The organism is Facklamia sp. P12950 (assembly GCF_050409465.1).
Taxonomy (GTDB): domain Bacteria; phylum Bacillota; class Bacilli; order Lactobacillales; family Aerococcaceae; genus Facklamia.
The window spans coordinates 1-11,009 of sequence record NZ_JBNUPK010000014.1; the positions used below are offsets into that span (position 1 = coordinate 1).

The 11,009-nt window shown below is 33.9% G+C and carries 10 protein-coding genes and 7 tRNA genes; 1 reads left to right on the forward strand and 16 read right to left on the reverse strand.

The window, feature by feature from the left end; genetic code table 11:
- Positions 1-366: 366 nt before the first annotated feature.
- The 5 genes from ACQV2Q_RS08635 to ACQV2Q_RS08655 all read right to left on the reverse strand — a co-directional run bounded on the left by ACQV2Q_RS08635 (position 367) and on the right by ACQV2Q_RS08655 (position 4,870).
- The gene (locus ACQV2Q_RS08635) at positions 367-675 is read right to left on the reverse strand and encodes a sce7725 family protein (RefSeq protein ID WP_428882504.1); all 309 of its coding nucleotides are present in this window, start codon (positions 673-675) and stop codon (positions 367-369) included.
- 39 nt (positions 676-714) lie between these two features.
- Positions 715-2,271, reverse strand: coding sequence for a bifunctional metallophosphatase/5'-nucleotidase (locus tag ACQV2Q_RS08640; RefSeq protein ID WP_428882498.1), 1,557 nt, complete (start codon positions 2,269-2,271; stop codon positions 715-717).
- Positions 2,264-3,091: a hypothetical protein gene (locus ACQV2Q_RS08645; RefSeq protein WP_428882500.1), complete on the reverse strand. Its 828-nt coding sequence runs from the start codon at positions 3,089-3,091 to the stop codon at positions 2,264-2,266. Before ACQV2Q_RS08645 ends, ACQV2Q_RS08640 begins: the two co-directional genes overlap by 8 nt.
- A gap of 352 nt (positions 3,092-3,443) precedes the next feature.
- Positions 3,444-3,608: a hypothetical protein gene (locus ACQV2Q_RS08650; protein ID WP_428875501.1), complete on the reverse strand. Its 165-nt coding sequence runs from the start codon at positions 3,606-3,608 to the stop codon at positions 3,444-3,446.
- 164 nt (positions 3,609-3,772) lie between these two features.
- Positions 3,773-4,870, reverse strand: a complete 1,098-nt coding sequence (locus ACQV2Q_RS08655) for a LysM peptidoglycan-binding domain-containing protein (RefSeq protein ID WP_428874556.1) — start codon at positions 4,868-4,870, stop codon at positions 3,773-3,775.
- A 579-nt stretch (positions 4,871-5,449) separates the two neighbouring features.
- Between ACQV2Q_RS08655 and ACQV2Q_RS08660 the strand changes: the two genes are divergently transcribed.
- Positions 5,450-5,740 carry an ArsR/SmtB family transcription factor gene (locus tag ACQV2Q_RS08660; protein ID WP_428874557.1) on the forward strand — a complete coding sequence of 97 codons (291 nt, stop codon included), beginning with the start codon at positions 5,450-5,452 and terminating at the stop codon, positions 5,738-5,740.
- A 101-nt stretch (positions 5,741-5,841) separates the two neighbouring features.
- Here the strand turns inward: ACQV2Q_RS08660 and ACQV2Q_RS08665 are convergent, their stop codons facing one another.
- The 11 genes from ACQV2Q_RS08665 to ACQV2Q_RS08715 form a co-directional block, all read right to left on the reverse strand.
- Complete coding sequence (locus ACQV2Q_RS08665; RefSeq protein WP_428882501.1) at positions 5,842-6,150, reverse strand: hypothetical protein; 309 nt, start codon at positions 6,148-6,150, stop codon at positions 5,842-5,844.
- A 229-nt stretch (positions 6,151-6,379) separates the two neighbouring features.
- Complete coding sequence (locus tag ACQV2Q_RS08670; protein ID WP_428882502.1) at positions 6,380-8,074, reverse strand: serine hydrolase; 1,695 nt, start codon at positions 8,072-8,074, stop codon at positions 6,380-6,382.
- Positions 8,075-8,138: 64 nt separating this feature from the next.
- The gene (locus ACQV2Q_RS08675; RefSeq protein WP_428874560.1) at positions 8,139-8,834 is read right to left on the reverse strand and encodes a hypothetical protein; all 696 of its coding nucleotides are present in this window, start codon (positions 8,832-8,834) and stop codon (positions 8,139-8,141) included.
- A 97-nt stretch (positions 8,835-8,931) separates the two neighbouring features.
- Complete coding sequence (gene rsgA, locus ACQV2Q_RS08680) at positions 8,932-9,975, reverse strand: ribosome small subunit-dependent GTPase A (protein ID WP_428882503.1); 1,044 nt, start codon at positions 9,973-9,975, stop codon at positions 8,932-8,934.
- Between the two features lie 360 nt (positions 9,976-10,335).
- Positions 10,336-10,421: transfer RNA gene (locus ACQV2Q_RS08685), tRNA-Leu, on the reverse strand.
- A gap of 12 nt (positions 10,422-10,433) precedes the next feature.
- Positions 10,434-10,504: transfer RNA gene (locus tag ACQV2Q_RS08690), tRNA-Cys, on the reverse strand.
- 6 nt (positions 10,505-10,510) lie between these two features.
- A tRNA-Gln gene (locus ACQV2Q_RS08695) sits at positions 10,511-10,582 on the reverse strand.
- A gap of 17 nt (positions 10,583-10,599) precedes the next feature.
- Positions 10,600-10,672, reverse strand: a tRNA-His gene (locus tag ACQV2Q_RS08700).
- A 14-nt stretch (positions 10,673-10,686) separates the two neighbouring features.
- Positions 10,687-10,757, reverse strand: a tRNA-Trp gene (locus tag ACQV2Q_RS08705).
- 33 nt (positions 10,758-10,790) lie between these two features.
- Positions 10,791-10,871 (reverse strand) — tRNA-Tyr (locus ACQV2Q_RS08710).
- Positions 10,872-10,876: 5 nt separating this feature from the next.
- A tRNA-Phe gene (locus ACQV2Q_RS08715) sits at positions 10,877-10,949 on the reverse strand.
- Positions 10,950-11,009: the final 60 nt, after the last annotated feature.

The following is an 11,009-nucleotide window of genomic DNA, read 5'->3' on the forward strand; positions in this document are numbered from 1 at the left end:
TTTTAATATCAAGATTATATGTGTCAGGAAGAAAAGAAAAGGAGACCAAGCAACCATTAGTGGCTTAATCTCCTTGGATAGCATCAACCCTATTGGACATAGAGCCTAGTTTTTCTAACTCTTTTAGTATAAATATTAAATTATTTTCATTATATAATAAACTATAAATTTAAACTGATTGTCTTTTTATTTAGCTTCTTAAAAATTTGCTCATTAGTTCTATCTGATGTTCAATAGATAATTTTTTTATTACTCCTAAGCCAGGGTCGCTCCCTTCATCAGCATCTGTAATAAATGTTAAAATACTTCAGTTTCTATGTTTTCTTTTACATATTCTTTACCTTCCAATTCCATTATCTTATTATACTATTCTTTTGGTTTAATAACTGCTTCAAGGTATTTATTCGCTGGATCTGTTGGGCTATGATTGGTATCAGATACAAAATGATGAACCCTCAAGTTCTTTTTTTTATCACAATCTAAAATATGGATTGCTACAGCATGAGGTGAAAAGCCATTTTCCATAAAATCTTTACCCATTACATAATAATCTAAAAACCCTATGTAACCATCTTTTTTAAACGATAAATGATCAGAAGAAAAATATTCATCACCAACATAATCCGCATTTCTTTTTTGTTTATTGAAATTATCAGCTAAAAGTATTTTGTTTATTAAAAGCTTTTTAGACTAATTTCAACTTTGAAAAAATGCTTAATCTTCATTAAAAGCTGTCCATTGAATATGCTCATAATGATGATTTATCTCTTTCCATTCCGTAACTGTCAATTGATCCATACCTTCAACTATTAATTGAATCATATCTTTATCAATCATATTAACAATTTTAGCTTTTGTAAACATATTATAATCGCCTCCCCCAACAGCACGATATTGAGTGAGCGCTAAATGGTAATATTTTTGCTTATCAATTACTTTTTGTGTTTTTTCATTAATTAATTTGACCACACGCTTACCTATTGGTTGATTCAAATCAACCTCTACAGAAAAACCCGTGTACAAGTCATAATTGTAATGCTTAGGTTTAGGATAAATATAAGAAGGATTTACAGAAATTTTACCGGATGAATCAAAAGTAAAATAAGCAAAATTATGCTCCATCGCTTCAATTATATCCTGACCACTTACTTGGCTAACAGCAATTTGATTATAATAAGGATAAATATTCAATAGTTCTCCTCGCCTAACTTCACCTTGAAAATCTACAAAGTGATCGTTGAGCAAGGATATACCTGCGAAGTCTGCCCCTGTTTCATTCAACATCGTTCTCGTTAAAAACTCAGCAAAAGGATGGCCTTTCACTCTTGCTTGATGAAGATTTCGAGTGGGCATCTCCATGGGAGCATTCCCTAAGACCTCATCAAGCCAGTTAAGGCTCTGGCTATATTCAGGTTCTAATGGACGAATATTTTCAATTGCTTCGCTAGTTGTAAAAGAGTGTAGAGCCCCTTCAATTGCTGGGGAAGCTTTTTTATCTAAACTCACGATAACTTCACCCACCTTTTCACCACCATAGCCTGGTTGAATGACAAAGGAATCCTTAAAGGGCTGACAAATCTGACGATGTTGATGACCCGTTAATAAAAGATCTATTTCAGGAATCTCACTGATCATCTTATATCCTTGATTTTCTCCAGTTTGAGCCTCTAAGGCCTCTCCCGAAGATAGGTCAGCTTCAAAACCTCCATGATAAGCAACAACTAATAAATCCACTTGAGGTTTTAAAAATTGAGCATACTCTTTAACCGTTTCAAAAGCATCTAAAAATTCTAAACCTTCATAATTTTCTGGCAACTCCCAGTGTGGTATATAGTGGGTGGTTACACCAATAATTCCGATTTTATAATCTTCAATGTTGATGACATCATAGGCTTTTCCCTTATAGGGCTTTTTGGTTTTTCGATCCACAATATTGCTACATAATATTTGTGCATTTATTAAGTCTAATGCAGTGTCTTGATAGGCCATTCCGTGATTAAATTCATGGTTACCAACAATTTGATAATCATAGTCCAAATCATTCATCATTCGAGCATAAGGAGCCGCACTCTTTGTCACTTGACTGGTATAGCTCGTCATAGGCGATCCTTGAATAAAATCGCCTAAATCAAATTGCAATGTCTTAATCGCATCTTGTTTTAATTGATCAATTAAAGCTGCAGTGTTCTTTAAGGAATACTCAGTCTGATCAGGATGATGGTGCCATTGACCATGTGTATCACTCGTTATTAAAAAGCGGATTTTAAGCATTGTTCCCCTCCAATATCTTGTCCATCGTATATATTTGGCCATACTGAGGATAGAAAACAATTAGACCTTTTGTTTCTAACTCTTGACCAAAAGCCTTTGGTTTAAATGTATGCCATGGAATAACAACTTTTGATTGAATCGTATAACCAATCATCAATAAATCTGCTTGAGAGGCATGACCTGAGACCCCAGCCTGATAGAAATCCCGGCCGTATTCAACCATATTGGTTAAAAACTCCTCATAACCAGCCATAAAGACTCCTAAAGGAACTCCGTTTGAATGTAAATATATTCCAGCTGGTAATTGATAAAGAATTTGATGACGTTCATAATCAATTAATAATAAATAGTCATTCGGCGAAGCCTTCAATTCTTCAGCACTTACCGAAAGACTACTTTCTTCTTCATCCTCACCTAAACAAAAAATATTATCGATTTTGCTTGATATATGTTGTTTAAGCAATTGGTAATACGCTTTATCTACGACAAATCTCCGTTGATGATTTTTAGCTATTTCATTCAATCTTATCAAGCGTTGTATATTTTGTGGATATAAATTAATGGTTATGATGCCTGCTTGTTTTTTACCCAATAAGTGGTCACTCTCTTTTAAAAACTGCCGCTCATTTGAACAAGCTAGATTATGATTTTTTCCCTCAACAGCTACGTGAGGTGCGAGGTCATCTCCAAAATTAGACAAAGAGGTGCCTTCAATTAATAGTAGGTCTGGTTCAAAAGGATGGGCTTCTTCTACCCACTTGAGCACTTTTTCAGGGTTATAACCATTTAGTCTTAAGTCTCCTGAATAAACAATTTTCAAATCATTCGTTGCAATAAAATAGCACTCGCACCTTCTGTATCATGGTCACTCTCTTTAAAAGTTATCTTGAATGGCCCATGATGAATACTTGTTTGATGAGGAACACTTTGCCAATTAACATCATATTTAGGTAAAAAGGAATTTTTACTAAGTTTTCATAAAAGTTTAATGACTTCTCTGATGTGTATACAGGAATTTGTTCGTTTATTTGTCCTAAGGAACCTAGATGATCAAGGTGCGAGTGAGACAAGCAAATGGCAGTATTCGATGAGCTCACCTCATAAGCAGTTAACGAATTTGAATTTAACTGGCTTTGAGAATAAAATCCTTCTACCTTAGGCAATAAGTTATCTTAAAGGAATTGTTCAGTTAATGATCGATCTAGCAATTGTTTAATATCGGCTCCTACAAATGCTCCAAAATCCATAATCACTTGATGATTATCTTTTTGAAGGCTAATAATATTTCCCCCAATTGTGCCAATTCCACCCAAGAATTCAATCTTTGTTTGACTCATCAACTCTTCCTCTCTTAATAGTTTTTATCTTCACTATCAAGATTTTATCGTACCATATATTGGACCTAAAGTTCTACTTAACTTTTTTATCAAAATAAGCTATATTTTAACTTCATTCTGAACACCTAAAGAGCTGAGATCATTAGATCTCAGCTCTTTAATTATTAATACCACCCTTTTGATTGAGAATGTGACCAAGCTCCAGAAATCGATCCGTAACGACTTACCATATAGTCATACATCCATGATAATTGAGTATAAGGGTTGCTTTGCCAATCTTCACCATGAGAAGCCATTTTATTACCTGGTAAAGCTTGTGGTAATCCATATGCTCCAGAAGACATATTTTTAGCAAATGTATTCCACCCGGACTCACGATTAATAATAGCCTTCCAATAACCTTGCTCAACATCAGAAACACCTTTCTCAGCAACTATTCTTTCAAACGCTGCATAAGGGTCCGTACTGCTATTATCTACAAGCGTTGTTTCAACTCTTTCTTCATTCGTTTCAAAAGTTATTTCTTCATAGGTAGATTCAACATAACTAGTCGTTTCAATACTGGTAGTAATGCTAGTTGTAATATCTGAAACGCTAGTTTCAATTAAATCAGTATTAAAATCAGTAGACTTAATTGTAGTGGCTGTTGTTTCAAAGTCTTCAGTAGTCAGCTGTTCCTCGATAACTTCATTGCTCGTGGTAGTCATTTCAACAACTGGAAGAATTTCTTCACTAATTTCCCGAGTTGTTTCGACAACTTCATTAGGCATAGCTTCCTCAAAAGTAGGTAATTCTTCTTGAACTTCTTCAAAGTCTTCAGCTGCCTCAATTACTAAGAGACTCTCTTCTGTTTGAGCCTTTGTATTAATTGAACTGCTTTCAGTCTCATAAGCTGTAACTGTTACTTCTTCATCTCCTTGACTATATGAGATCGTCCCAGAATCTGAGTTAAAACGCAACTCTGCTCCAGCTATGATTAAATCTGGATTAGCTATTTGGTTGATTTGAGCCAAATCATTGACCGATATACCAGTTGCTCCAGAAATACTACTTAAAGTGTCGCCCCATTGAATCACATAGACACCATCTTGTTTTTCAGTCATTAGATTGATTACACGACGTATCTCATTAACTGTTCTCTGCTTCCAAACCATCGCAAGACTTCCTTGATAATTATCGTCCTGAGCTAAGATAGTTGGTTGAACAGTTACGACTTGCAACAATAGTGACGAGATAACTAAACTTATTATTGATTTTTTCATAAATACTCCTTAACATGATCACCTTGTTGGTGAATTATTATTAAAATTAATATATAAGATATCTTAAACAAGTTTATTAATAAGTGCACGTTTTTTTAGCACTTGTTACCTATGATTAAGCAAACCGATTAAAGATAGCAATATAGGTTACAGTGATATTACAATCAAGCAAGCAAGATACACTTCAAGCCTTTTATAAAATTATGTTATAAATAAAATAACATATACGTTGGCTTATTTTATTGTTTAAAGATTATTTAATAGTACTATCATACTAATATGAAGGATCTTTATTGTTTAAAAAATAAAACAATTACATATTTTTATAATTTAAACCTATTCTAAAAACCATTTATACACTACTTTCAAACAACCTTTGCTTATTACAACTTAAAATGGTATCCTTATCTTGCTAGCTAAAATATTATAAGTATCTACTATTTTCACCATTTAATAATCAGTAAAAATTTTAAGCAAAATTAAATGTAATATAAAAAACACAAAAAATTCTTACTTTAAAAGTAAAATATGTGATACAATCTGACTAGGCATAAAAATAGATAGAAATGGAGGGAAAAGATGCAAACATACGGAATGAAATCAAAAAAAATGGCTAGATATGTTAATGTACTAAAACTTTTATCACACCCTATTCGTTTTTCAATCGCATTGCTATTAAAAAATAACGGTGTTATGAATGTCAGCAAAATTCAACAAGATTTAGAATTAACTCAATCTACCGTCTCTCAACACATTAGTAAATTACGTGAAGCAAAAATTGTCTCTGCGGACCGTGATGGAACTAAAATTTATTATTCCCTTTCTAGCGATACAGCCAAGCTCGTCTTAGAAACTTACGAAAACAGCTAAACTGAAAGCATTCTTACTAAAATAAAAGGGGCTGGGACAAAAGGGCTGCTCAGCCCCCTCAAAATTTACAGCGAGCCTAGATTGGAAAGTGACTTTCCAATCTAGGCTCGCTGCTTTGGGTATTTACGTAGATTATTGGCCATAAATATTCGCTCGACATCGGTCTTAGAAAAGCTATTGCGACCGTTGGATGTCGCTTGATAAGTGGTGTGTTTTTCTTTACAAGGAATAAAATCCTCAGCAATTTTTTGGTGATACTTTTTGAGACGACAGCGCTTCTTTTTGCGTTCATCCGCTCCGACAACAATTTGCGTTTCAATCGCTCGATTAAGCGTTTCAATTTCTTCACTTAAGAGCTGCTGAATCTCAGATTGAATCTGTTCGACTACCTCATGAATTCGCCTAAACACTATGATTTTCAGGGAATAAACAATCCATTTCCAGTGGCAAGTAAGTGTGATTCATAGTGTACTGTTACTAGATAGAAAGCCCCTCCTAAATGGTTTTGTGATTACTACTATTATAGCAGGAAACGCTTTCTATTTTTTTATTGTTAAAGAAAAAGTCCGATTAACAAATGGATCGTTGACCGGACTTTCTTTAATTGTTCAAGGCTTTTGTCCCAGCCCCTTTTATTTTTTAATTATAATTGTTTTCATCTAACATCATTTCTGTGGATTGCCTCAACATTTCTTGCTCTTTTTCCTCTAAATAAGCTTGGGGATTTGTTACTTTTTGCCATAAGAGCGAACGATTACTAACATAGACATCAAAAACAGCTTTAGATAATATTCCCATTTGATCAGGAACAGCATCGTAATTATAAGGATTTTCTGTATACACAGCTAGTGTGTAGGTTCCATAATCCGTTTGAAAAGCTGCGACATCATTTTGTTCTGTCGATCCTAATCCTGTTTTATTCCATGTGGTAACGTATGGTATAAATGCAGAAAGATATCGCCATGGATTTGTCATTAATTTTTGAATTAATTGACCATCCCAAGGTTCGCCATTCAGTTCATTACGTGCCATTAAAGCGAAATACATAGCAGCATCCCCAGGCGATGTCTGAAATCTGCGGTTGGTTGATCCATGATAATATTTTCCATCAACAAAGGTATCTTTTAGACCAAATTTATGGACATAAGGTGTAATCCATTCACCTTCGCCAGCTACTTCAATTAACATATTAGCAGCTGTGTTATCAGAATATAAAGGAATCAAATCTACTAAGTAATCCACAGTGTATTGCGACCCACTAGGGTCTCCTTGAATAACTCCAGCACCTGGGACGCGGTTTTCATCAGATAAAATAACCATAGAATTGGGTGACAACTCACCAGTTTTATAAAGCTCATAAATTTTACCTAAAACATAAATTTTTTGAGTAGAGGCTGGGAAAAATATTTGGTTATTTACTGAAACCTGGGTAAGATGCTCACTATTAACAAAAGAAGCTCCTGCCGTTGCACTAATATATCCCAAATAAGTCTCTAATATAGCTTCTATTTCATCTAAAAGCTCTCTTTCACTATAATAGGTTAAAACGTAATCATTATATGAAGAATCTTTTCTAATCCAACCAAGCTCATCATAGCCAAAATAAACATGTAACCAGGTTCCGTATTGATTAGTGAGTTCCTGTCCTACTTCCATTGGACTGTCTATCATTCCTTGAGTATTTAGTAAATAACGTGAACTGGCTAAACCAGGCGGATTTGAGTAAATTTTTAAATCAGGAGACTTAATAAGGATGCTGTACTCAATTGTTTTCAGAGTGAAATGCTCTCTTTTTTTATGAGGAGTCATGTAGAAAGGATATTTATTAACAGCAAAAAGATCCTCAACTTGTTTAGCTAATAATTCACTGTTGTTCAGATTTTCTTTTAAACCATCTTGATAATAACCTTTAGTTTTATCTTCTTGAAACCATCCGGTGAAGGGCGAACCACCTTGATAAAGTATCTTTTTCAATCCATCTCTTTTCCATACAAGTTCCGCCACTCCAATTTCTTCAACAACTGGTTTGCGATTAATAGACGATTTTAAAGTCGGCTTAATAAGTTGAGGTCGATTATAAAATCTTGGCATATAGTGATCGTTTAATTCAGACGAGAGTGAGACTTTTTCAGATTTAGCGTTGGTTTGTAAGATTGGATCTTTTCTTAAATTAAGATCTACTTCCTCAAGGTTAATGCTGCTATCAATCGGCTTTTTGAAAAAGTTTTCAATAATATAACGATTAGAGGAAGAAACAAAAGTGAAATAAAGTGTTGAAAAAAGAGTCGCAGTAATTAAAAAAGAAAGCAATTGTTTTTGATAACTATCATTCAAATTTGTTCGCTCCTTCACCTGATGTTATTGGTAAATATATCAATAGGATTTTAAGAACCCAGTCTTAACTAATAATTTTAGGTATAAAATAATCTAACAGTTCTTGAGTAAAGTAAATGGTCGGGTAATCTTGTTCAAAAGTAGATAGGCTTAATTCCTCTTTCAAATCAAAGGGATCAACATTAAGAGATAATGAGCGGTCGGAAATAAATGCTTCGTACTCATCTTGTAAATTAGCATACTCATTTTTCTCATATCTTTGATTGGCAATTAACCTAAAAACAAATTCCTCAAAAGCTCTCTCTTTAATTCGCTCATAAGGATTACCAGCCAATCGAAGGTGAATTTGTACATAATCAGAAAAAGAGATATTCTTTACTTTAGCTATCGTTTCTACTCTTTTTAGATACTCATTTTGAAAAAGCAACAGCTCACTTTGATTAATGATGGTTTGACTGGTTTCAGCGAAAAAAGTGAATAAGTAAGGCAGTAGTTGATCATAAAAAAAGAACTCAGCCACACGATGCTTCAAATCATTATAAAAAAAGCTTCTCAAGTCTTGATAACTATAGATATTCGGAAGATTTAGATTGAATATCACTTCATCTGACAAATTTTTATTATTTGGATAATTTAGATTGGTTAGTTCCTCCACTTTTTGATCAACTTGTTTATTTAAATACTCTTCATCAATTTGAAGATATTTCTTAGGAACCAAAATATCTTCTTTTTCAAAATAACTTTCTACTGTACTAATCAAACAGATCACCTCTTTGAAATAACATAAAATTATCGACCTATCTATTATACCTTAACGTTGCCCTATAAACTACCTTATAACTATTGATTAGGTGAGATTAATCAATGTCGTTAAGAATTCCTGACTTAGTGATTACTTTCATTCGATGATGTGGTTTCTTTTTTTTGTTTTTTTGGCTGATCAATTCCTTATACCGTTTCTTTTTATCTTTATATTTTAAATAACGATTGTACAACTCTTTAGATAAATTCCCTTTTTTAATGGCTAGTTGAATAGCACATCCAGGCTCATTCACGTGCGAACAATCATTAAACTTACATTTAAGCGAAAGGTCATATATACTTTGAAAAAGAAGCGTTTCATCTGCATCTCTATGGGATGAAATAGTTTTAAAGCCTGGTGTATCAATAATATAAGAAGAGGTTTTTTTAAGGAAATACATAGAGGAAGAGGTGGTTGTATGCTTGCCTTTACCATCATTTCTAACGTTTTGAGTTGACAGTTCTTCTTTTTGTAAAATAGTGTTTATTAAAGTAGACTTTCCTACCCCTGATGATCCAATTAGAATAGAAGTTTTACCTTTTTTGAGAAGATTCATTACTTTTTGATCCGATAAAGGATCATGAATTGATAATTGATTAATTTTCATTTTAGGATAAACCTTTAAAATAGTATTTTCAATAGTTGAAGCTTCTACTTGATAGTCTGATTTTGAAATAATAATTTGAATATCCTTAGCCATATTAGAAAAGGTAGAGACATAGCGTTCGAATTTTCCCAAAGAAAACCTCTGATCAGCTGCAATAAGAATAAATATTTGGTCAACATTTGCAGCTATTAATTGTTCTTTAGCATTATATGCCAAACTTTTTTGTGATGTGCTTTGAGCTTTAGTAATCAAGCTATCTCTTTTGAGAAACGTGGATATTTGATGTTCTCCCACATTCTTTTCAACTAAAACATAATCACCTACAACAAAATCACTATTTTTTAAATTTACTCGAACCGAAATTAATTCGTCTTTTTTATTATGAAGCGTTAGAAATGCATTATTACGACTTGTGATGCGATAGATATTTAAATCATTATTTAAATTATATCTAGAAATGTAAGAATTAATACCATAATCTTTGTTTATCATCAATTAGTCTCCTATCTAAATTATCCTTTTATGCTACATAAAGCTATCTGTTTTCGTAAATATGATGAATTTAGAAAGACAAAATAAATTCTATAATTTTTAAAATATAATTAAAATAAAAAAGAATCTAAGATTAACTTAGATCCTTAAAAATATAGAAAATGACTAATGATAGGGTGGTACGTAAAAACAAATAACCCTAGCAAAAAACCATTGAAGAGTTTTTAGATTAGAACCTAAATTTTTATATTCTAAATTCATCTTGTACCACTCCTTTCGAATTTATAAGAAAATTATACTTTACCAATGAAAATAAAACAATAAAAAAACCTTCCTATCCAGGAAAGAGTTTAAAATAAATAGCGGTGGTCGGGGTCGAACCGACACGCCGTGTAACCGGCACTGGATTTTGAGTCCAGCGCGTCTGCCAATTCCGCCACACCGCCGTAATAGATATAAGGCGGTAGTCGGATTTGAACCGGCGATCAAGGTTTTGCAGACCCGTGCCTTACCACTTGGCTATACCGCCATGAAACTGGGGTAGCTGGATTCGAACCAACGAATCACGGAGTCAAAGTCCGATGCCTTACCGCTTGGCTATACCCCAATAATAAAATATAAATAGGCGACTGATGGGAATCGAACCCACGAATGTCGGATCCACAAACCGATGCGTTAACCACTTCGCCACAATCGCCATCATACTTTTAACAGGGACTGTAGGAATCGAACCCACACTGACGGTTTTGGAGACCGTTGTTCTACCGTTAAACTAAGTCCCTAAAAAGGAAAATGGTTAGCAATCCCTATTAAAATGGAGGGGGGCAGATTCGAACTGCCGAACCCGAAGGAGCGGATTTACAGTCCGCCGCGTTTAGCCACTTCGCTACCCCTCCAGCAATGGCTTGAGACGGAATCGAACCGCCGACACCTTGAGCTTCAATCAAGTGCTCTACCAACTGAGCTATCAAGCCTAGAAACGGTCCGGACGGGATTTGAACCCGCGATCTCCTGCGTGACAGGCAAGCATGTTA

Coding starts and splice junctions, on each gene's coding strand:
- rsgA (WP_428882503.1), bottom strand. CDS start 9,975: ATGATAAACAAAGATTATGGTATTAATTCTTACATTTCTAGATATAAT.
- ACQV2Q_RS08640 (WP_428882498.1), bottom strand. CDS start 2,271: ATGCTTAAAATCCGCTTTTTAATAACGAGTGATACACATGGTCAATGG.
- ACQV2Q_RS08660 (WP_428874557.1), top strand. CDS start 5,450: ATGCAAACATACGGAATGAAATCAAAAAAAATGGCTAGATATGTTAAT.
- ACQV2Q_RS08655 (WP_428874556.1), bottom strand. CDS start 4,870: ATGAAAAAATCAATAATAAGTTTAGTTATCTCGTCACTATTGTTGCAA.
- ACQV2Q_RS08650 (WP_428875501.1), bottom strand. CDS start 3,608: ATGAGTCAAACAAAGATTGAATTCTTGGGTGGAATTGGCACAATTGGG.